The organism is Daejeonella sp. (assembly GCF_036405355.1).
Taxonomy (GTDB): Bacteria; Bacteroidota; Bacteroidia; order Sphingobacteriales; family Sphingobacteriaceae; genus Daejeonella.
This window is the reverse complement of sequence record NZ_DASWXT010000122.1, coordinates 86702-108563: the sequence shown is the minus strand read 5'-3', so window position 1 is coordinate 108563 and position 21862 is coordinate 86702. Positions and strand designations below refer to the sequence as shown.

Sequence of the window (21862 nt, the reverse complement as noted above, 5' to 3'; positions counted from 1 at the left end):
ACATTTATTAATTTGCATTTGCTAATTTACAAATTCTCACATTTGCTCATTTATCCCATGGCTAAAACCCGTTCCGCTTATTTCTGTCAGAGTTGTGGATATGAATCCGCTAAATGGTTAGGTAAATGCCCTTCCTGCAGCCAGTGGAATACTTTTGTAGAAGAGATTATAGAAAAAGCAGGGGCTTCTGTTCCCGACTGGAAGAGTGGTTCTAGCAGCACTCAGCGTTCCAATAAACCGGCGGCAATTCATGAAATTATTTATTCTGAGGAGAATCGTTTGATTACTCCGGATAAGGAGCTGAACCGGGTTTTGGGCGGAGGTATAGTAAGCGGATCAATAATATTAATTGGAGGTGAACCGGGTATTGGTAAATCTACGCTCATGCTCCAGGTTGCGCTTAATTTACCTGGTTTGAAAGTACTTTATGTATCCGGTGAGGAAAGTGAACAGCAGATCAAGATGCGGGCCGAAAGATTGGCACCTGCGGCAGGTTTGAAAAATGCTGCCTCTTCAGATACTTATATTCTTACCGAGACTTCCACACAAAATATTTTTAAACAGATTGAAATTCTGCAGCCAGACCTGCTTGTAATTGATTCTATACAAACCTTATATTCAGCTCATATAGAATCAACTCCCGGTAGTGTTTCGCAGGTAAGGGAATGTACTGCCGAACTGCTGCGTTTTGCAAAAGAAAGCGGAACCCCGGTATTTCTTATAGGGCATATCACCAAGGATGGAATGATTGCCGGGCCCAAGATTCTGGAGCATATGGTTGATACTGTTTTGCAGTTTGAAGGCGACAGGCACCATGTTTACCGGATATTGCGTGCGGTAAAGAACCGCTTTGGTTCTGCCTCAGAACTTGGTATTTACGAAATGCAGGGCAGCGGACTCAGAGAGGTATCAAACCCTTCTGAAATTCTGCTATCGCAAAGGGATGAACCACTTAGCGGCATCACCATTTCGGCAATGCTCGAAGGCCTCAGGCCCATGCTGATTGAAACCCAGGCATTGGTTAGTGTTTCTGCTTACGGAACGCCTCAGCGCTCTGCAACTGGCTTTGATACGAAGAGATTGAATATGCTGCTTGCAGTTTTGGAAAAACGATGCGGTTTTAAGTTAAGTGCAAAAGATGTTTTTCTGAATATTGCCGGTGGATTGAGGGTTGAAGATCCGGCCATAGATCTCGCTGTTGTTGTTGCGATAATTTCCTCTCATGAAGATATGCCAGTGGATTCTAAAATATGCTTCTCGGCAGAAGTTGGTTTATCCGGTGAAATCAGGGCTGTAAATAGAATTGAGCAACGAATTGCCGAAGCAGAAAAACTTGGCTTCGAACAAATTTTTATTTCCAAGTATAATCTTCCTGCGGGCAGGGGTGTGAAAACGGAACCTGAATGGCAGAAATATAGAATTAAGATCAAAACCGTAGCTAAGGTTGAAGAAGTATTCAATGCTTTGTTCGGATAGGTGGGACGGGAGATTGGGGTATGAGGACCGATGTCTGAGATCTGAAAGGTACGTTAGCATCAGACCTCTGACTTCCGACCTCAAATTATGATTAATCTTCAATAAATCAATAATCACAATTTTTATTATCAATTTCGTATAAACCAAATATAAATTATGAACAAGATTATACTCTCAATTATTGCTCTGGCTATTCTTTCAGCATGTAATAATCCAAAAACTGAAACTCAAACCGTTGAAAATGTAAAAGGCATAGCTGTTTTTGGCGATTCCATAAAAAATGATCAGGTAATTGAACTGGCATCCATTCAAAGTGAAATGAAGGGTGAAAGTAAAAAGGACATGAAAATTAAAGGTGTGGTAAAAGAGGTATGTCAGGAAAAAGGCTGCTGGATGACCATGACTCTCAATAATGGCGATGAAATGAGAGTAACTTTTAAAGATTACAAGATTTTTGTTCCCAAAGATCTTGGTGGCAAAGAAGTCGTATTAGATGGGTTCGCATATACTGATACTACTTCAGTTGAAAAGCTAAGACATTATGCAAAGGATGGCGGGAAGACTGAAGCAGAGATTGCTGCAATCACAAGTCCGAAAGAACAATTAGCCTTTGAAGCAAAGGGTGTTGTTGTTATGAACTGATTTTCTCCGATGAGTATTTAAAAGGAGCTTTACCGATAAGGTATAGCTCCTTTTAATGAATTAAGTTCAACACACCTTCACCACTTCCATATTCAACAACTGGCCAAGTTTCTCAATTTTTGAACTGATATGTCCGATACCTACTGCGCAATGATGAGCAGGGCCATAGCTATTCCAGTTATTTACAAAATTTCTTGCCCCGATAGAGAATTTATACCTGCTGTTTGTATTACCTATCTGAAGAATAGGTCCCTGGACTGATTCGCCCTCTGCTACCAGAAGCATTAGTCCGCCGCCTCTCTTTTCTGCAACAGAAAGCAGCGTCACCGGACCATTTTTAACCATCATTTCCACTGACACGCCTTTGCCTACTTTTCCATGATAAACATGTAGGGGGCGTACTTTGGTTTTACCTTCTGCAATTGCAATATGACCGGGACCATCATGTCCCATCAAGATAACATCATCTTTAAAATCCATTGCATAGTATTCTGTAAAAGATCCACCTGCTCCAAATGAATCCATGATCTTCATCGCCTGTACGTTCTTAATTTCATACTCACCGGCAACGGGGATACCGTTTGCAGTAAGAAGTGAATTACCTAAAATGATAGAAGAGATGGCTTCCTCATTTTCAATATTTCCTGTGCCTTTATGATAATAAGCCATGGAACCAAGCTGATGCTTTGCTACCAGTTTATCAAGAGCAACTGAGGTGATGGCCGCTTTCTCCAACTCATCTGCCGGGCAATCAGGTTGTACATCAAAGGTCTCATAGAAAAGCTTCAGTCTGTCGTTTAATTCTTCATTGCTTACTTCTTTTCTCAGGCTTGCCAGTTCTTCAACCTCAATGAGTTCAATATGACCTCCGAAATGAGCATATTGCTGGGTTAGATCTGTGTAAATATCCAGCATGCCGCTGTAATAATGCCCCATACAACCCAGGCGGTTATAGGCCATTATGTTAGCCACTTTAGCAGCCTGCAGCCACTCTGATACTTCATTCCAGCATAATTCATCATCGTGCAGCATTCCGGTGATCTGGTGGAATTTAACACCTACTCTGTTAAATACATTTGCGATTTCAGGGACAGGGCATGCCGAACAATAGGAGAGCCATTCACCGGTCATTTTGGTCCGGTCGCCCATCGCATTGAATGAGGTATAATCAATTGATGCCTCAGGTGCCAGATTTAAAATAATAACAGGAACCTTTGCCCGCTGCACTACCGGCAAAACAGTTGATGACAATGCATAGGTAGTAACATATAGAAATATCAGATCTACGTCTTCAGTTTTAAATAATTTTCCGGCCTGAAAGGCTTTATCAGGATTATCTACCAGTCCGGCGTTAACAACTGAAGGGTGAATATCAGAAAGCTTTTGTTCTACGGTATTTAAATAGCCTTCCAGTCGTTCTTTCAAACCTTCAAACTGCGGCCAATAAGTATCCAGTCCGATGCCGAAAAGGCCAATTTTCAAACTTGATTTGTTGATCGCACTATTGTTCAGTTTATTCATGAATATTTTATTTAATCGATAATTAAAGATGCAACAGAAAAATCCAATTTCGAATTTTTATTCAATCCATTCAGGATAAATAAACAAAAATAAAACCTCTTGAAAATATAGAAGGCCCACAGAATTTTTCTGCAGGCCTTTTTTGCTTTAGGCTTTTATCTTTCCGCTTATTTAGAAAGGTACATCGATTTCTCTTTATAAAGATGTCTGAAATAAGGATCCTCAAGGTCATTTATAAAGCGGATCGATTCGCCGGTAGATTTCATTTCAGGACCTAATTCCTTTTTAACTTCAGGGAATTTATCGAAAGAGAAAACAGGTTCTTTGATCGCATATCCAACAAGTTTACGTTCGATCTTAAAATCTTTCAGTTTATTTACACCCAGCATAATTTTGGTAGCAATATTGATATAAGGTACATCGTATGCTTTTGCAATGAAAGGAACAGTTCTGGATGCCCTTGGATTGGCTTCAATCACATATACCTTTTCATCTTTTATAGCGAACTGAATATTCAATAATCCCCTGACATTCAATGCCTTTGCAATTCGTTTGGTATACTCCTCCATGAGATCCGTTACCTTTTTAGAGAGATTAAATGGTGGCAATACAGCGTATGAGTCACCTGAGTGAATCCCTGCGGGTTCAATATGCTCCATCAAACCAATGATATGGCAATCATCTCCGTCTGATATAGAATCAGATTCAGCTTCTTCAGCCCTGTCGAGGAAATGATCGATCAATACACGGTTTCCCGGCAGGTTTCTCAATAATTTTACAACAGCTTTTTCAAGGTCTTCATCATTGATCACAATGCTCATTCCCTGTCCGCCCAGTACATAACTCGGACGAACCAAAACCGGATATCCAACTTTATGTGCAACCTCCAGGGCTTCTTCAGCACTTTCAGCCACTCCATACAATGGATAAGGAATATCCATTTCTTTCAGCAGGTCAGAGAAACGACCGCGGTCTTCGGCTATGTCCATGCTGTCGAAAGAAGAACCAATAATCTTAATTCCTTTTTGATGCAGCTTCTCGGCCATTTTTAAGGCCGTTTGTCCGCCAAGCTGAACGATTACCCCCTCAGGCTTTTCAAGCTCAATGATCTCGCGCACATGTTCCCAGAAAACCGGTTCGAAATACAGCTTATCTGCCATATTAAAGTCGGTAGAAACCGTTTCAGGATTACAGTTAATCATGATTGCTTCAAAACCAGACTCTTTGGCTGCAAGCAATCCGTGGACACATGAATAATCAAACTCTATACCCTGACCGATTCGGTTAGGGCCGGATCCGAGTACGATGATCTTTTTCTTATTGCTGACAATCGACTCGTTTTCGTCCTCGAAAGTGGAGTAATAATATGGTGTTTGTGCCGGGAATTCTGCCGCACAGGTATCAACCATTTTATAGACCCTGTTTATACCCAGACTTTTGCGGCGATCATAAACCTCATCTTCTGTTACATTTCCGAGTAACCAGGCGATCTGAGCGTCGGCATAACCCTTCTGCTTTAATGTAATGAAGAAATCTGCGGGGATATTATTTAATGAATAGCGTTTTAGTTCAGCTTCCATATTGACCAGTTCAAGGATCTGTACCAGGAACCATTTATCAATATGTGTTATTTTGCGGATTGATTCCAAAGGGACGCCAAGGCTCATGGCATCCTTAACATGAAACAGGCGATCCCAGCTTGGGTGCTCGAGACTATGCATGATCTCTTCCAGATTACGGCTCTGTCTGCCATCAGCGCCTAATCCCAAACGGTTAGTTTCCAAACTCTGACAAGCTTTCTGAAGTGCTTCAATAAAGGTGCGCCCAATGGCCATAACCTCTCCCACAGATTTCATCTGCAGGCCCAGTTCTGTATTGGCACCTTTAAATTTGTCGAAGTTCCAACGAGGTATTTTAACGATCACATAATCGAGCGTTGGCTCAAAATATGCTGAAGTAGTTTTTGTGATCTGATTTTCAATTTCATCAAGGTTGTAGCCGATAGCTAATTTTGATGCAATTTTTGCAATCGGGTAACCGGTTGCTTTTGAGGCCAGAGCCGACGAACGGGAAACCCTTGGATTGATTTCAATGGCTATAATAGCTTCAGTAACAGGATCAACGGAGAATTGCACGTTACATCCGCCTGCGAAATTTCCGATTGAGCGCATCATTAGGATAGCCTGATTACGCATTTCCTGATAACAACGATCACTCAGTGTCATGGCAGGAGCAACGGTAATAGAATCACCGGTATGTATACCCATAGGGTCGAAATTTTCAATCGAACAGATGATAATTACATTATCATTTCCGTCTCTCAATAATTCAAGCTCATATTCTTTCCAGCCTAAAACCGCTTTTTCTACAAGAACTTCATGTGTAGGTGAAGCCTGTAAACCGCGGCTTAATGCCTGATCGAAATCTTCTTTTTTGTGAACAAAGCCACCCCCTGAACCTCCCAGAGTGTAGGAAGGTCGGATTACAAGCGGAAAACCAATTTGCTGTGCAGCTTCTTTACCTTCAAGAAAGGAATTGGCAATTTTGGATGGGGCAACCCCTACTCCAATTTCTACCATAAGCTTTCGGAATTCTTCACGGTTCTCTGTCTTCTCAATGGCAGCAATATCTACGCCGACTATACGGACACCGTATTTTTCCCAGATTCCTCTTTCTTCAGCCTCTTTACACAAGTTTAATGCGGTTTGTCCACCCATAGTCGGCAGAACTGCATCAATCTTTTGTTCGTTGAGTATCTGCTCTATACTTTCACAGGTTAAGGGAAGCAGATATACATGATCAGCAATAACCTTATCTGTCATGATAGTGGCAGGGTTAGAATTGATTATGGAAACCTTGATTCCTTCGTCTTTTAAAGAGAGTGCAGCCTGAGATCCGGCATAATCAAATTCGCAGGCCTGACCGATAACGATTGGTCCTGAACCGATGATCAGGATTGATTGGATGGAGGTGTCTAATGGCATAGTTCTTCTAAAATTTTAATTTCTAATAACAAAAGAGGAGATTACTATGCTGTGGAGAACAAAGATCCCGACTGTTTTGTCGGGATGCAAAGTTATATATTTTTATGCATTTTTAGTCTGATTTTTTTGAATTCATGTATTTTAAGAGTAAAAAGAATTTTTATACAACCTTTAAGAGAAGTAAATAAAGGGCCTAAAGAAACCAATTAAAATTATCACTATTTTTCAACGATTGGAACGGGTTTTGTGTGTGTAGCAGATGTAATACTAATTATAAATTCATAAACCCTTATTCTGTTGAATAAATTAGCCTTTTAAAACACAAAATCATGAAAAAATCAATTATTGCATTTGTTGTAAGTGCCTCGATATTAAGTGGATGTTCAGCTATTCAATCTATAGTACGTTCTACATTTCCATATACTGCTACTTTAAGTGTACCCTCAACAAGCAGGACTGATGCAGCACAATCGGTTACTGCTCAGGCGAGCAGTTTTGACCAGATCTTTACCGGCCAGGGTTCCAATACCAATGCTATTACGGATGTGCGTGTATCATCGGTAAAACTTGATGCCACTTATCCTTCAGGTCAGAGTTTTGGGGTATTCAAATCTGTAAAGATTTATATTTCACGTGGCGACAGTTCCAGAGAGCTTTTGATTGCAACCCGTGATAACATAGCTTCAACTGTTGGGAATAGTATTATGCTTGATGCTGATACTACAATCCTTCTCGATGAATACATCAAAGAATCAACTGTTCGCATTAGAATGGAATATGTTTTACGTAATGCCACAACCGCAGATATGACGATTAAAGCAAGTCTTGGCTTTAATGCTGCACCAAATACTAGCAAGTAAATTATTATCATAAGCTTGATTATTGCCCGGGTGCTTTATATTTGGCCTGATGTATTTAATTTCTGTTTTTACTGACTGGCTTTGGAATCAAAGTTTGCTCGAAGCTTCGGGGGTAATCACAGGTATTTTATGCGTTTATCTGGCTGCAAAAAATAATATCTGGAGCTGGCCGATCGCAATTATCAGCGTTCTGATCTATATTTTCATCTTTTTTGAAGCTAAATTATATGCCGATACAGGTTTACAGGTATATTTTTTATTGATGAATTTTTATGGGTGGTATTTTTGGAGCCGAAAAGATGAGCTAAAAAAAGTTCCTGTCTCTTCGATTAGCCTTAAAGAAATCGTTTTATCAGTGGCAGGAATTGTTGCTTTTACGGCAGTTTTAGGTTTCTTCCTTTTCAAGGGTACAGATGCATCATTTCCATTTATAGATAGTTTCTGTACAGCCTGCAGTCTGGTTGCCCAGGTATTTCTTGCCCGGAAGGTTTTGGAAAACTGGCTGATCTGGATCTTTGTCGACATCATTTATGTTGGAGTATACATCTCTAAGGACTTGCATCTGACTGCCGGCATGTATACATTGTATATTATCATTGCGGCGATTGGGTATTACGACTGGAGAAAAGAGTATCAAAGAAGCCGCGTTTTAGTAAGTGGACAGGATCAGATTATTTAGCTATAATGGAGAACTCGGAGAATCTTAGCAAGGAATTAATCAGGATAGCGGTTGTTGGTCCTGAATCTACCGGAAAATCCACAATTTCCCAACAACTAGCCTTACATTATGATACGGTATGGGTACCTGAATACGCCCGCGGCTATTGCGAAAAGCTTGTTGCTGAGTGTACCTGGGAAGATGAGATCAATATGTTCAGGGGGCAATTGGAACTTGAAGAGCAAATGGTTTCACAAGCCAATCGTCTTCTGATTTGTGATACTACCTTCATAACTGTCAAGATTTGGAGTGATCATATGTTTGGCCGTGCACCGCAGGAAGTGCTTGATAAACTTCCGCTACACAACTATGACCTCTATTTATTAATGGACATCGATCTTCCCTGGGAGGAAGATCCCCTTCGCGATTTTCCTCATATGCGGGAACATTTCATGGAAGTGTGGCATAAGGAACTGAAAGCACTCAATGCTACATACAGTTTAATTTCAGGATCTGAAGAAGAAAGGCTTCAAAATGCCATCCAGACAATTGATTCCTATTTTTCGATTTGACAGCGAGTCAATTTGTCTGCGAACTGAATTTAGTTTTCTCTTTTAGGTATTCAGATACAAGAAATATTATCAACCCCGATTTTTATATAGCAGAATCTGATAATACAGCGTTTAGTTGGCTTAGGGATCGAAGCGGCAGCTTTTTGCCCAAGGAATTTTTCGGTTTAAATGGAATTTGTGGGCAAAAACTATAGCGTAGAGCCCGGCCTTCAGGCAAGCCCCAGATGGATAATTAGCGTATAATGCGAAAGGCAAAATGCTTAAAGTAAAAAGTTCAAAGCCGAAAGCCAAAACCCAATAGTAATTTCAACATTCAAAACATGATGTTATTTCTTAGGTCGCTTTCAGAACTCAGACCTCCTACCTCATATGCGAATCCCACTAATTAAATATTTCCCTTACCTTGATGCAACGTGGGAAAAATCCCTGCGTCTATTGATTAAGAAAAGCGTAAAAATTTGGAAGCTGTTTACGTAGATCAGCATTATGACCTTGTGGTTGAATGCAGAAACGGTAGTAGGAAGGCACAAAATGAATTGTACAAGCTCTATTCAAGGGCCATGTTCAATATAGCTATGCGCATTGTGAATGATGCGGATGAAGCGGCAGATGTGCTGCAGGAGGCATTCATAGATGCTTATACCCGAATCGCCGATTTCAGGCAGGAGACCACTTTCGGTTTGTGGATGAAACAGATCGTTATCAACAGATCAATCAGTCAGATCCGTAAGCGAAAAATGGAGCTGATACCTATTGATGATACAGACGTTGAATCTATTCCGGATGATGAGGAGACTGATAACTCAGAATTCGAAATGCAGGTGCGGCAAGTACAGACGACCATCCAACAGCTTCCGGATGGATATCGTTTGGTACTTACGCTGTACCTGTTGGAGGGTTATGATCATGAAGAGATTTCACAGATTCTGCGCATAAGTGAAAATACTTCAAGGACTCAGTTTATGAGAGCAAGAAGAAAGCTTGTTGAATTATTGAGGAATCAGGGGATAAGTTATAATTAATATGATCCAGTAATGGATCAGGGAGAGGAAAAAGATGAAAGAAAAATTAGAAAATTTTATAAAAGATAACAGGAGTGATTTCGATCAGTTCGAACCACCTGCTGATCTGTGGGCTAAAATTGAGAGACAACTCGATGAAAAACAGATAGGGATATCTCAAAATAAAAATGAGAAAAGGGAACGGGTTGTTCGTCTTAGTTTCCTGCTTAAACTGGCGGCTTCAATTATTCCGATTTTGTTTGCGGGTATCTGGTTTTATCAATATCAGTTTAAGCAATCATCCTATCTGAGCAATATCGATCCGCAACTGGCTCAACAACAGGTACATTATGCATCATTGATAGAAGTTAAAAGGAGTGAGTTAAAACGAATTGAAAAGGAAGAACCTCAGCTTTATCAGGAATTCTCAGAAGAGATCAAAAAGATGGATGCTAATTTTCAAAAATTAAAGCAGGATTTACCTGCAAGTCCGAATCAGGAAGAAACAGTTAAGGCGATGATCCGAAATCTTCAGATACAGATTGAATTATTGAATCAGCAGCTTGAAATAATACAACAGATTAACCAATTAAAAAAAGAACAGGGTGATGACACACAAAATATTTAAGAAAGCATTACTTTTTGCTTTGACGATGCTCTTTATAGAATTAGCATCAGCTCAGACCGTTGAGCCAGCCAGACCAAAGAGTCCCAGAGTGAATTCCGAACTTAAAAATATTGAGTTCGAACTAGCCGAAGCATTTAAAACAGTTGCCGTTGAAATTAAGAATATTGATTTTGAAAAGATTGGCAAAACGCTGGCTGTTGCTACACATGAACTTAGGAAAGAGTTGGGAGATATTCAGATTATTATATCAGACAATCAAATTCCTGAAGATCCGAAGGAGCCGGTTGAATTAACCGGGACTGCCGAAAAGATAAAAAATATTACCAGATCATTTTCAGTTGACAGTAAAGATAAGCTTTCGGTAAATAATCAATATGGAAAAGTATCAGTGCATACCTGGGCTAAAAATGAGATAAAGATTGAAATTGAAATTAAGGCTTATGAAGCATCTGAGAGTGGTGCTGAAAATCTGCTTGAGAGTGTTGATATCGCAGAGTTGAGAGAAGGAAATCTCATTAGTTTTAAAACAAATTTTGGGAAGACCTCTTTGAATTTCTGGTCGAGGATTAAGAATGGGCAGGAAGAGCGCAGAGGTGTTCAGGTAAATTATCAGATCTATATGCCATCAAAAAATCCACTTGATATCAGTAACCGTTATGGTAAAACTGAGATTGATGATTTTAGCGGACCTGTAAATATTTCAAGCTCATATGGCTCCTTTAAATCAGGAAAGCTTGATAATCCGGCAAACCAGGTAAAGGTTAGCTATGGCTCAGCAAGTATTGATAACTTTATAAATGGAAATCTCTCTGTTGCGTATGGTAGTTTAACCATGAATCAGGGCGCTAAACTTAGTGCGACTATTAAATATAGTAAAGCTACGATTGCACAGCTAAGTCAGGGCGGTAATTTTAATCTGGCTTATACCGGTGGATTTAAAATAGATGAAGTGGACAAAAGTGTTAAAAATCTGAATATCAATTCTTCCTATTCCGGTGTTTCATTGGGTCTGGAAGAAGGTGCAAATTTTGATTTTGATGTAACAGTGAACTATGCCGGGTTTAATTACAGTAATAGCCGTGTAAATCTTGTTGAGCAGTTTAATACATCAGATAAACCTAAGACCTGGAGCCCTAGCAAAAACTATAAAGGGCAAATAGGTAAGGGTTCGGATAGCCGGATCATTATTAAATCCAATTATGGAGGGGTAAAGTTTTTATAAAGCACATTAATTTGTCATTAAAACCTTCTTGTATGTACAGGGAGGTTTTTTTGTTTTATTTCTAAAACCTTTTAATCTACATTTGATAAAAGTTAAAAAATATGGAATGGATAGCGAATCCTGAGATCTGGATATCATTGATCACATTAACGGTGCTAGAGATAGTGCTCGGAATAGATAATATCATATTTATTTCGATAATGGCCTCTAAATTGCCGGCAAATAAACAAAAGAAAGCCCGTCAGCTAGGTTTAGCATTGGCAATGATAACCCGTGTTCTGCTGCTGCTTTCGCTAAGCTGGATCATGACGCTTACGAGTCCGCTGTTTAATGTAGGTGAATGGATAGGCTTAAGCGAAGGTGAATTATTTGAGAAATTTGCTATTTCTGGACGAGATCTCATTCTGCTCAGTGGAGGATTGTTCCTGATCTATAAAAGTACTACAGAAATTCATGATAAGCTTGAAGGGGAAGAACATAAATCAGATACCAAAGCAGTAGTAACTTTTTCCGGAGTTATTATTCAGATCCTTATTCTTGATGTTGTTTTCTCTCTCGATTCAGTGATTACAGCGGTAGGAATGGCTGATCATATCGAAGTAATGATTGCCGCAGTAGTAATTGCTGTCTTTGTGATGATGCTTTCTGCAGGAAGTATCAGTGATTTTGTAAACAAGCACCCGACAGTAAAAATGCTTGCTCTGTCTTTCCTGCTACTAATAGGAGTGTCGCTTTTAGCCGAAGGATTTGAACAGCATATTCCAAAGGGATATATCTATTTTGCAATGGCGTTTTCAGTGCTGGTAGAAATGCTAAATCTAAAGATGAATAAAGGTAAGAAGCCTGTTCATTTACACAATGTTCCCGAGGATTAAAAGCCGGAAATTTAACTAATCCTGCATAGCAGACCTTTTAAATATTCGCCCTCCGGGAAGGATGACCTTACCGGATGATCTGCGGGTTGTGAGAACTGCTGAATGAATTGTACATTTTTACCGGCGTCAAGTGCTGCCCAGGCAATAATCTGTTTAAACATGCTGATATCGACAGCGCCCGAGCAGGAAAATGTTGCTAAAAGCCCCCCTTCATTCAGTAAAAGCATCGCCATGCGGTTAAGGTCTTTATAAGCCCTGGAGGCCTTTGTTAAAGCCGAACGGGAGGGGGCATACTTGGGCGGATCAAGGATGATGATATCAAATTTTTCATTTTCTTCCCGGAACACCCTTAACTGTTTATTTACATCAGATTGTATTTGACTGTGCGGGATATTGTGAAAATCATTGATTTCAATATTTCTTTTCAGGGTATCAAGGGCAAGTGCTGAACTGTCTACACTGATTACTTCTGAGGCTTCGTTCTTCATAGCATTCAGGCTGAATCCCCCTGAGTAGGAAAAGCAATCCAGGACTTTTCTTCCTTTAGCATACTCTGCGACCCATTTACGGTTATCACGCTGATCACAGTAAAAACCAGATTTCTGTCCTTCAGCAATATTGACCTGATAAAATATACCATTTTCTCTGACGCTGACAAATTCTGGCGGTTCTATTCCGAGCAAAACTCCCCCGGAAGAAGCTTCCATCCCTTCGTGTGCCCGTGCTGAAGCATCGCTTCTGTCGAAAATGCCTTTGGGATTTAATAAACTCTGCAGTTCATCGAGCAGAATATGTTTAATTCGCTCCACTCCTGAAGTTAAAATCTGTACGGAAAGAAAATCGGCATAACGGTCTACAATTAGGCCCGGCAAATAATCAGCTTCGCTAAAAATTACCCGGTAGGTATTTGTTTGATCGGTATGCAGATCCGTTCTGAGTTTAACGGCATTTCTGATTTTTTTTCTCCACCAGGTTTCATTGATTTCAGTTTCCAGGTTCCATTCGAGTAAGCGAACGGCAACCCGCGACTGATCATTAAAGAATCCATAGGCAAGAAAATCATTATTGCTGTCGGTTACCATGATAATATCGCCATTTTCGGGCTTTCCTTTAACATGATCTATTGCACCCGAAAACACCCATGGGTGTAATTGTCTTACTGCTTTTTCCTTACCTTTTTTTAATCTTACCGAATCCATGATGCAAAGTTATCAAAGAGTTACCCATTTCCTATTCCCGTTCCCTATTTCCTATCCCCTCCGGTTCGTGTTATCGCCAGCCAGCTCTGAAAACCTTTTGAATAATCCCGCCATCAACTTACCTTTGAACATGAAAGAAATAAACTGGGATGATTTTGAGAAGGTGGCATTGAGAGCAGGTACAATTCTTGAAGTTCTTGATTTTCCGGAAGCCAGAAAACCTGCATTTAAAATAAAGGCTGATTTTGGGGATTTAGGTGTGAAATGGAGCAGTGCTCAAATTACCAAACATTACACAAAATCCGAATTGATAGGCAGGCAGATTATAGGGGTTTTGAATTTTCCAAAAAAGCAAATTGCAAATTTTAGTTCAGAGTTCCTGGTAACTGGTTTTGCAGATCAGGATGGCCATATCGTTTTAGCTTCTGTAGAACGCCCGGTTCCAAATGGCTCAGCATTAATATGAGATACGTGAATTTTACGGATGAACCGGAACAAAGTCCAGACGATTTTTTTATGGCAGAAGCCCTGAAAGAAGCGCATAAGGCCCTTACACTTGATGAGGTACCTATTGGTGCAGTTATCGTACATAAAGGTAAAATAATAGGCAGAGGACATAACCTGACCGAGCAACTGAATGATGTTACTGCTCATGCAGAGATGCAGGCTTTTACAGCAGCAGCAAATTATACCGGTGGTAAATATTTGAAAGATTGCACGCTTTATGTCACTATTGAACCTTGTGTGATGTGTGCGGGTGCGGCACACTGGACTCAGATTAGCCGCATTGTTTACGGTGCGGAGGATGTAAAAAGAGGCTTTTCACAGATCAGTAAACGGATTCTTCACCCTAAAACAGAATTGATATCGGGGGTATTAGCTGAAGATGCAGTAAGGCTGATGAAGGAGTTCTTTATTTCCCGGCGTAACAAAACTTGACAACAAATTGAATAAATTATGACAATTCGGTCTTATATTTGTTATAGAATAAATCGTTAACCTAAATATAAAAATTATGGCATTTGAACTACCTGCGTTAGCTTACGCAACAGACGCTCTGGAACCACATATTGACAAGATGACTATGGAAATTCACCATGGCAAACATCATCAGGCTTATGTAGACAATGTAAATAAAGCATTGGCCGGAACTGAAGGAGAGAATCATAAGATCGAAGATCTGATGAAAAACATTTCAAAATACCCGATGGGGGTAAGAAATAACGGTGGAGGTCACTTCAATCATACACTTTATTGGTCAGTAATGTCGCCTAATGGCGGCGGTGCACCTTCAGGAGATCTGGCAAATGCAATCAATGCCGCGTTCGGATCATTTGATGAATTCAAGAAAAAATTTGCTGAGGCAGGTATGACCCGTTTCGGTTCAGGATGGTCATGGCTTTCGGTTAGTTCTGATGGAAAATTACAGGTAAGTTCTACTCCAAACCAGGATAATCCATTGATGGATATCGCTGAAGTTAAAGGTACTCCAATTTTAGGAATGGATGTTTGGGAGCATGCTTATTACCTTAAATATCAAAACAAACGTGCTGATTATGTTGCAGCATTTATGAATGTTGTTAACTGGGATGCAGTAGCTGAGCGCTTCGCGAAAGCAAAATAATCACATTTGGCATTAAAATTGAAATAGTGATGTATATTTAAATACATCACTATTTTTATTTTAAATGCTTATGAAAAATTTATCTTTCGTTGTAGCCTTTTTGGCTATTAGCCTTTTATCTGGTTGCGACCTGATAACCGGTATTTTTAAAGCCGGTGCATATACCGGTATTTTTGTCGTTTTAGTAGTTATCGCACTGATCGTCTTTGTGATTTCAAAATTCAGAAGTAAGGATTAGTCAGGCTTAATCTCCATAATTTCTTTTTTCTTTTTGCTGCGCATTCGTTTTGGAATAGCTTCAATAATTTCCTTCTCAAGAATTAATATTAGTCTGCGCTTAAGAAAATTTCTATGCGTAACGATACTTATTTCGCGGCTGGGTTCGGGTGTTTTAAAATAACGTACCCGGTCAAGCTGCTTAACTGAAAAATCACTTATTGAAAGCTCAGGCAAAAGCGTAATTCCTTTGTTCAGTTCAACCATACGTTTGAGGGTTTCAACGCTGTCGGTATTGTATTCAAGAGGCTTCTGCTCATCTGTTTTTTTACGGTTACAGATATTCAGAATCTGATTGCGCATGCAATGACCTTCATTTAGAAGCCACAGATCTTCAATATTTATATCTTTCGCTGAGATGTTCTTTTTACTTATCAGAGGACTTGATTTAGAGAGGTATGCCACGAATGATTCATAAAAAAGAGGTGTTTCACACAAACTTTTATCCTCAAGCGGAGTTGAAAGTATCCCGCAATCAAGCAGCCCGTTTTTTAATTCCTGAACGATCTGATCAGTCATATATTCCCATATCTGCAGCTGTACATCCGGGTATTTTTCCATAAATGCAGAGATCACTTTTGGCATCAGATAAGGAGCCATTGTTGGGATTATACCAATTCTGAGTTCACCGGTAATTATATTTCTCTGATTGCTGATCAGCTCATTTAGTTTATAGCTCTCTTTTAGTATGATCCTTGCCTGCTCTATTACTTCAGATCCAATCTCAGTTGGTAATACCGGCTGCTTGCTTCTGTCGAAAAGCTTTACTCCTAGGGTTTCTTCCAGTTTCTGTACCTGCATACTCATAGTAGGCTGGGTTACAAAGCACTTCTCTGCAGCAATTCCGAAACTTCTGTAGGTATCTACAGCAACTATATATTCTAATTGTACTAAGGTCATATTATAGATTTTAGCTATGTAAATATAATTAATATTGATTATAATGATAATAATAGATTTGATATATTTGCAGGATAATAAGACCAATTATAATCTGTAAGAGGGTTCTGCCATTAAGGCTGGACCCTTTTTTGTTTCCAGCTTTTATTGAGTTGAAATCATTTGCAATATCAGATTCTTCTTAATAGGTTTATTTACTAAACGCCAATTATGAAGAAAACTATTTTCAAGCCTCTCAAGATGGACAAACTTTGGATTGCCCTGATCCTTTTTCTTGGATCTTATTCCGTCTCATCTGCACAAACCGGAGATCCCATTACAGAAAAAACTAAGAATATGAAGCCCCATCCTGGTTTTCTCAGTTATTTCTGGGATGAGAGCACAGGGAAAATATGGCTTCAGATCGATGAGTTTGATAAAGAGATACTTTATCAAACCTCATTGCCAGCAGGCCTGGGCTCAAATGATGTGGGTCTCGACAGAGGAAGCCTGGGTACCACTTATATTGTCAAATTCAATCGGGTTGGAAATAAAGTCCTGTTAATTGAACCTAATTATGAATATCGGGCAGAATCTGCGGGAACAGCTGAAAAGCGGGCAGTTGAACAATCATTTGCCCAGTCCACCATCTGGGGTTTTACAATTTCTGTAGAGAATAAGGGCTCAGTACTAATCGATGCGACTGATTTTTTAATGCGTGATGCCCTGCAGGTGGCTAATCGCTTGAGAACTTCCAATCAGGGGAATTATAATATGGATGCATCCCGTAGTGCGATATATCTGCCTCGCAGCAAAAATTTTCCTTTGAACACTGAGTTTGAAACGACGGTCACATTCGTAAATACTGATGGAAAGCAGGGCGATTTTGTCAAATCAGTTGCACCTGCCTCCGAGACTATTAGCTTAAGAATGCACCATACTTTTGCACTATTGCCGGATAATAATTTTGAAAAAAGATTATATGATGCCCGTTCACCTTATATAACGCATTCATATTATGATTACAGTTCACCAGTGAATGAGCCGGTTCAGAAATATACTATCCTCCGCCATCGCCTGCAAAAGAAAGATCCCGCTGCCACGAAAAGTGAAGCCATTAAACCCATCATTTACTATCTGGATAATGGTACACCTGAACCAATCCGAACCGCTTTAATGGAAGGTGCAAGCTGGTGGAATCAGGCTTTTGAATCAGCGGGTTATATCAATGCCTTCCAGGTAAGGATCTTACCTGATGATGCAGATCCGATGGACCTGCGCTACAATATGATCAATTGGGTGCACCGCTCTACCAGAGGCTGGAGTTATGGCGATGCGGTTGTTGATCCGCGGACAGGCGAAATTATCAAGGGAAATGTTACCCTGGGCTCATTGCGTGTTCGTCAGGATTATCTGATCGCACAGGGTTTGCTTGCCCCTTTTGAAAATGGTACTGCACCTGCAGATGATAAAATGCTGAAGATGGCCTTGCAGCGTTTAAAGCAGCTGGCCGCGCATGAGGTAGGGCATACCATCGGGCTGATGCATAACTATATTTCCAGTGCGCAGAACAGAGCAAGCGTGATGGATTATCCACCGCCTATGGTAAGTTTGAACAGCAGGAATGAAATAGACCTGAGCAACGCCTATACCAATGAGATTGGTGACTGGGATAAAGTAAGTATTCAATACGGATACTCCCAATTTCCGAAAGGAATCAATGAAGCGGATGCTCTGAATAAAATACTGACCGATGCTGCAATGAATGGCCTGACTTTTATATCAGACCGGGATGCCCGTGACCCTGCTGGCTTGAATCCTGATGCCCATTTATGGGATAATGGGAATGACCCTGTAAAGGAATTGAAGAATGTAATGAGTGTGCGTGCAAAAGCGCTTTCGCAATTTGGTCTGAACAATATCCCTAAAGGTACGGCGATGTCTATGCTGGAGGATGTATTGGTCCCGGTTTATCTTTTTCACCGTTATCAGTTAGAAGCGGTTTCAAAACAGGTTGGAGGGATGTATTATTCCTATGCTATAAAGGGCGACGGGCAAATGGTAACACATTCTGTTTCCAGAGAAGCCCAGCTTGCGGCTTTGAATGCCTTGTCGGACTGTATGGATCCCAAAGTGCTGGCCCTGCCTGAAAGTATTATCAAATTAATTCCTCCGCGTCCGGCGGGATATACTTATAACAGGGAATTGTTTAAGAGGAGGACCGGTCTGGCATTCGATCCGCTGGCAGCGGCAGAATCGGCTGCTGATATGCCACTTTCCCTTTTATTTAATACCAGCCGGCTGAACAGGATGATACAATACCAGGCCTCAAACAATGGATTGGGCCTTGATGAAATGATAAATGTATTGATCGCAAAAACCTGGAAGTCGGCAAGGCTGAAAGGTTTAGAGGGACTGATACAAAAGCAGAATGAACAACTCCTGCTCACTTATCTGCTGGCTGTATCTGTTAATGAGGATGCATCATTTGCTGCTAAAGCAGAGATATTGAAAGCAATTGAGGATCTGAAGCTGTTTGCAGTGGCTCAGTTAAAAGCAGCGACTGACAATACAAACAAAGGTTATTTGCTGCTCACCCTCGAACGGATAAAATCTCCTGAAAAAGCAAAACCAACACTCCATCAGGCTGCACCTCCGGGGGCACCGATCGGCTGTGCAATGGATGAATAATAAAACCGTTTGATTAATGCATTTTTAATTTCGATTCAGATTAACAAATAAATGAGCGATACGAATACAACACGAATTAATAAATATTTAAGTGAAATTGGCTATTGCTCCAGAAGAGCTGCGGATAAACTGATTCTTGAAAACCGTGTTACCATAAATGGTGTGGTGCCTGAAATGGGGACTAAAATAGTCCCGGATGATGAGGTTAGGGTGGATGGTAAACTGGTTTCAACGCCGGAAGAGAAGCCGGTATATATTGCATTCAATAAGCCGGTAGGAATAGTCTGTACAACCGATACAAAAGCTGAGAAAAATAATATCATTGATTATATCAAATATCCGAAGCGTATTTTCCCAATTGGTCGACTTGATAAGGCAAGTGAAGGACTGATTTTGCTGACAAGTGACGGGGATATAGTTAACAAAATTTTGCGGGCCAGAAATAACCATGAAAAGGAATATCTTGTTTCAGTAAATAAGCCAATAAATCCTGAATTTCTAAAAAGGATGAGGAACGGGATCCCAATACTGGATACCATAACCCGCAATTGTGAAGTGGAACAACTGGATAAGAATAGATTTAAAATAATACTCACCCAGGGACTGAACAGACAGATCAGAAGGATGTGTGAATATCTTGATTATAAGGTAGTTAAACTCAAAAGAGTCAGAATAATGAATATCAGACTAGATATACCCATAGGAAAATGGAGGTATCTGACAGATGATGAACTGAATGAAATTACAAGATTGATTTCCGGCTCAGCTAAAACTCATTCTGGTGAGCCCTGAATATTGTAATTATTTCAATAAGTTAGTTTCCTCATCCGGGAATATAACAACTGGTTTATAGTTCTTGGCTTCTTCTGCCTCCATAATAGCATAGGTTATGATTATGATTACATCACCTTTCATAACTCTTCGTGCAGCTGCACCATTCAGGATAATATCTCCACTTCCCCTTCTTCCGGTTATCGTATAGGTTTCAAAGCGTTCACCATTATTATTGTTAACGATCTGTACTTTTTCGCCCTCCAGGATATTTGCCGCATCCATTAAGTCCTGATCTATTGTAATACTGCCTACATAGTTAAGATCTGCATCTGTTACTTTAACCCTGTGAATTTTTGATTTTAATATGTGAATTTGCATGGCACAAAGTTATGTATTTAATGGAATACTTGGATTATTGAATTCAGGATATTGCATTCATTTAGAAATGGGGGTAGAATTGTATTTTATCTCTGAAAATATCAGAATTGAAGCTGTTTATTTTTTGCCACTAAATTTTAAAGACTTAAATTGTTTATAATTCAGATAGTATTCTTTTAACACGAAAACAATTTTCAGGCCAATAATTGAAAATATATGAAAACTAAACGCAGAGATTTCCTGAAACTAAGCGGACTCGCCGGACTAACTTTAGCCAGTGATGGAGTTATTGGAGGTTTAAGATCAGATTCATTCAGCAGTAGTGCACAGAAAATTCCTGCTAATGCTAAACCACAAAAGATAGAAAGAGATTATTTGTTTAATGATAAGATTAAAGCAGATTTTGAATTAGCGAAAAATATTCTAAAACCTACACAGAAACAGCTTGAACGCGGACTTGAATTACATAAAAATTCATTGGTGATTGATACATATGGATTCATGCCCAGAGCTGCTTATGACGGCGGGCAGATTGGTTCTGCAGTAAACGCAAGGGCATCTATTTTAGAAATTCAGGATATGCAGGAAGATATGTCGATGACCCGCTTTGTTTATGATAAAAAGGAAAGGGAGGAATTTGAAAATGCCTGGAAGGCCTCTGGCGTAACCTGTATTGTTCAGAATGCTGGTGAAGAGGGAAATGAAGTTAAGCGTTTACTTAAACGTTTAGCCCATTTCACCCACGCTACTGATATGATGAGTGATTATGTGAGAAAGGCTGCTACACCAAAGGACATTATTCAGGCTAAAAAGGAAAATCGTCATGCATTATATTTTTCCGCGAATGGGGTTCCTTTACCTCAGGATTGGATTTCTGTTGAAGATGAATTGAGGTACATTAGCGTGTTTTTTCATTTAGGAATCAGAATGATGCATCTTACTTATAATCGCAGAAATGTTATTGGGGATGGCTGTGCAGAGTTGGCAAATGGTGGGCTAAGTGATTTTGGCCGTGCCGTAGTCAAGGAAATGAATCGAGTGGGTGTGATCGTGGATATTGCTCATTCTGGGTGGCAGACAAGTCTGGAAGCCGCTCAGGTTTCTACAAAACCAATGGTTGCAAGTCATACAACAGCGGCATCGGTTCATAAACATATCCGTTCGAAACCCGACAATGTGATTCGTGCTATTGCTGATACCGGTGGATATATTGGGATTTGTTGTATTCCAAGATTTCTTGGAAGCTCCGGTGATATTGCAGCGCTAATGAGGCATATAGATTATGTGGTTAAAAAGTTTGGCAGTGAACACGTTGCAATAGGTACAGATATTTCCTACACTTCACAATTTGCCTCCGAAGAAAGCAAGAAAATTCCTTCTTATCGCCAGGAAAGAACCCGATGGGAAGCGCTTTGGCCTGCCGATGATTTCAAAGAAACACCGGAGATGGTGAAAAGTATGTCCTGGACCAACTGGCCTTTATTCACAGTAGGTATGGTTCAAATGGGTTATTCGGATGATGATATTCAAAAGATCCTTTCGGGAAACAGCCTGAGAGTTGCAAATGCTGTGCTCTCCTGAAAGCTTTAATTAATTGTCTAT

At 40.0% G+C, this 21862-nt stretch carries 21 protein-coding genes; 16 read left to right on the top strand and 5 right to left on the bottom strand.

The annotated features are described in order from the left end of the window. Positions 1-57: 57 nt before the first annotated feature. A complete protein-coding gene (radA, locus tag VGE44_RS15295) occupies positions 58-1476 on the top strand; it encodes a DNA repair protein RadA (protein ID WP_331080691.1) in 1419 nt (472 codons plus the stop codon). Positions 1477-1632: 156 nt separating this feature from the next. Next, positions 1633-2118: a DUF4920 domain-containing protein gene (locus VGE44_RS15290; protein ID WP_331080689.1), complete on the top strand. Its 486-nt coding sequence runs from the start codon at positions 1633-1635 to the stop codon at positions 2116-2118. 66 nt (positions 2119-2184) lie between these two features. On the opposite strand, the gene VGE44_RS15285 is transcribed toward VGE44_RS15290, so the two are convergent. Both VGE44_RS15285 and carB read right to left on the bottom strand, forming a co-directional pair. After that, on the bottom strand, positions 2185-3639 hold the full coding sequence (locus VGE44_RS15285; RefSeq protein ID WP_331080687.1) for an arabinose isomerase: 1455 nt from the start codon (positions 3637-3639) through the stop codon (positions 2185-2187). 167 nt (positions 3640-3806) lie between these two features. Beyond that, on the bottom strand, positions 3807-6623 hold the full coding sequence (gene carB, locus VGE44_RS15280) for a carbamoyl-phosphate synthase large subunit (protein ID WP_331080684.1): 2817 nt from the start codon (positions 6621-6623) through the stop codon (positions 3807-3809). Positions 6624-6952: 329 nt separating this feature from the next. Between carB and VGE44_RS15275 the strand changes: the two genes are divergently transcribed. The 7 genes from VGE44_RS15275 to VGE44_RS15245 all read left to right on the top strand — a co-directional run bounded on the left by VGE44_RS15275 (position 6953) and on the right by VGE44_RS15245 (position 12439). Then, positions 6953-7483 carry a hypothetical protein gene (locus VGE44_RS15275; RefSeq protein ID WP_331080682.1) on the top strand — a complete coding sequence of 177 codons (531 nt, stop codon included), beginning with the start codon at positions 6953-6955 and terminating at the stop codon, positions 7481-7483. 49 nt (positions 7484-7532) lie between these two features. After that, positions 7533-8162, top strand: coding sequence for a nicotinamide riboside transporter PnuC (gene pnuC, locus VGE44_RS15270; RefSeq protein ID WP_331080680.1), 630 nt, complete (start codon positions 7533-7535; stop codon positions 8160-8162). A gap of 5 nt (positions 8163-8167) precedes the next feature. After that, entirely contained in the window at positions 8168-8713 is a 546-nt protein-coding gene (locus VGE44_RS15265; protein ID WP_331080678.1) for an ATP-binding protein, read from the top strand. A gap of 458 nt (positions 8714-9171) precedes the next feature. Further along, positions 9172-9735, top strand: coding sequence for a sigma-70 family RNA polymerase sigma factor (locus VGE44_RS15260; protein WP_331080676.1), 564 nt, complete (start codon positions 9172-9174; stop codon positions 9733-9735). A gap of 34 nt (positions 9736-9769) precedes the next feature. Beyond that, positions 9770-10342 carry a hypothetical protein gene (locus tag VGE44_RS15255; RefSeq protein WP_331080674.1) on the top strand — a complete coding sequence of 191 codons (573 nt, stop codon included), beginning with the start codon at positions 9770-9772 and terminating at the stop codon, positions 10340-10342. Further along, positions 10323-11564, top strand: coding sequence for a hypothetical protein (locus VGE44_RS15250; protein WP_331080672.1), 1242 nt, complete (start codon positions 10323-10325; stop codon positions 11562-11564). The genes VGE44_RS15255 and VGE44_RS15250 overlap by 20 nt, the downstream gene beginning before the upstream one ends. Positions 11565-11665: 101 nt before the next feature. After that, positions 11666-12439: a TerC family protein gene (locus VGE44_RS15245; protein ID WP_331080670.1), complete on the top strand. Its 774-nt coding sequence runs from the start codon at positions 11666-11668 to the stop codon at positions 12437-12439. 11 nt (positions 12440-12450) lie between these two features. Here the strand turns inward: VGE44_RS15245 and VGE44_RS15240 are convergent, their stop codons facing one another. Then, entirely contained in the window at positions 12451-13638 is a 1188-nt protein-coding gene (locus tag VGE44_RS15240; protein WP_331080668.1) for a class I SAM-dependent rRNA methyltransferase, read from the bottom strand. A gap of 130 nt (positions 13639-13768) precedes the next feature. Here VGE44_RS15240 and VGE44_RS15235 point away from each other — a divergent pair, with 130 nt between their 5' ends. From VGE44_RS15235 to VGE44_RS15220, 4 genes are all read left to right on the top strand, one after another. Then, entirely contained in the window at positions 13769-14104 is a 336-nt protein-coding gene (locus tag VGE44_RS15235) for a tRNA-binding protein (RefSeq protein WP_331080666.1), read from the top strand. Beyond that, complete coding sequence (locus tag VGE44_RS15230) at positions 14101-14577, top strand: nucleoside deaminase (RefSeq protein WP_331080664.1); 477 nt, start codon at positions 14101-14103, stop codon at positions 14575-14577. The genes VGE44_RS15235 and VGE44_RS15230 overlap by 4 nt, the downstream gene beginning before the upstream one ends. A gap of 76 nt (positions 14578-14653) precedes the next feature. Next, a complete protein-coding gene (locus tag VGE44_RS15225; protein ID WP_331080662.1) occupies positions 14654-15262 on the top strand; it encodes a superoxide dismutase in 609 nt (202 codons plus the stop codon). Positions 15263-15332: 70 nt separating this feature from the next. Next, positions 15333-15500, top strand: coding sequence for a hypothetical protein (locus tag VGE44_RS15220; protein WP_331080659.1), 168 nt, complete (start codon positions 15333-15335; stop codon positions 15498-15500). Here the strand turns inward: VGE44_RS15220 and VGE44_RS15215 are convergent. Next, positions 15497-16438 (bottom strand): hydrogen peroxide-inducible genes activator, encoded by a 942-nt coding sequence (locus VGE44_RS15215; protein ID WP_331080657.1) that lies wholly within the window; start codon positions 16436-16438, stop codon positions 15497-15499. The two genes, VGE44_RS15220 and VGE44_RS15215, sit on opposite strands and share 4 nt — an antisense overlap. Positions 16439-16648: 210 nt before the next feature. Between VGE44_RS15215 and VGE44_RS15210 the strand changes: the two genes are divergently transcribed. Continuing rightward, the gene (locus VGE44_RS15210; RefSeq protein ID WP_331080655.1) at positions 16649-19108 is read left to right on the top strand and encodes a zinc-dependent metalloprotease; all 2460 of its coding nucleotides are present in this window, start codon (positions 16649-16651) and stop codon (positions 19106-19108) included. 51 nt (positions 19109-19159) lie between these two features. Next, positions 19160-19900, top strand: a complete 741-nt coding sequence (locus VGE44_RS15205) for a pseudouridine synthase (protein ID WP_331080652.1) — start codon at positions 19160-19162, stop codon at positions 19898-19900. Between the two features lie 9 nt (positions 19901-19909). On the opposite strand, the gene panD is transcribed toward VGE44_RS15205, so the two are convergent. Next, complete coding sequence (panD, locus tag VGE44_RS15200; RefSeq protein ID WP_331080650.1) at positions 19910-20260, bottom strand: aspartate 1-decarboxylase; 351 nt, start codon at positions 20258-20260, stop codon at positions 19910-19912. 216 nt (positions 20261-20476) lie between these two features. Here panD and VGE44_RS15195 point away from each other — a divergent pair, with 216 nt between their 5' ends. Further along, positions 20477-21841, top strand: coding sequence for a dipeptidase (locus tag VGE44_RS15195; protein WP_331080648.1), 1365 nt, complete (start codon positions 20477-20479; stop codon positions 21839-21841). Positions 21842-21862 lie beyond the last annotated feature (21 nt).